General features: G+C 61.0%; 1 protein-coding gene. It reads right to left on the bottom strand.

All coding sequences use genetic code 11. From position 1 onward, the window contains the following. Positions 1-18 precede the first annotated feature (18 nt). Positions 19-323: hypothetical protein (locus AB3X96_RS42760; protein WP_368594443.1), on the bottom strand; the 305-nt coding region annotated here is incomplete at its 5' end.

Here is a 323-nt window from a genome sequence, read left to right as displayed (position 1 = left end):
CCCGTGCCATGGACGCGACTATGCATTTTTGACGCAAACCGGTTTGCCGAAGGCGTTCCACCGGTTCAGCAGGTTGGCGATGATTACGCCTTCGCCTTCCTGCGACGCAAGCTCCTGCGTCAGCAGGCGCTCGCCGATGCAGCGCTTGATACGCGAGATCTGTGCCTCGACCAGCGAGCGCACACCGTAGCCGTATTTCTTGTGAAATGCATAGATGCCTTTGTCCTCGATGTATCTGACGATCTGGTCATGCCGGCGGGTTCGCTCCTCGCCGTGTCCGACAGTGTGAGCTGGCGGTGGGATGACGGGCGTCACGCCCGCGC

Origin of the sequence: Paraburkholderia sp. BR13439 (assembly GCF_040948805.1) — a bacterium.
Taxonomy (GTDB): Bacteria; Pseudomonadota; Gammaproteobacteria; order Burkholderiales; family Burkholderiaceae; genus Paraburkholderia; species Paraburkholderia youngii.
This window is presented reverse-complemented; position numbering and strand designations above follow the sequence as displayed.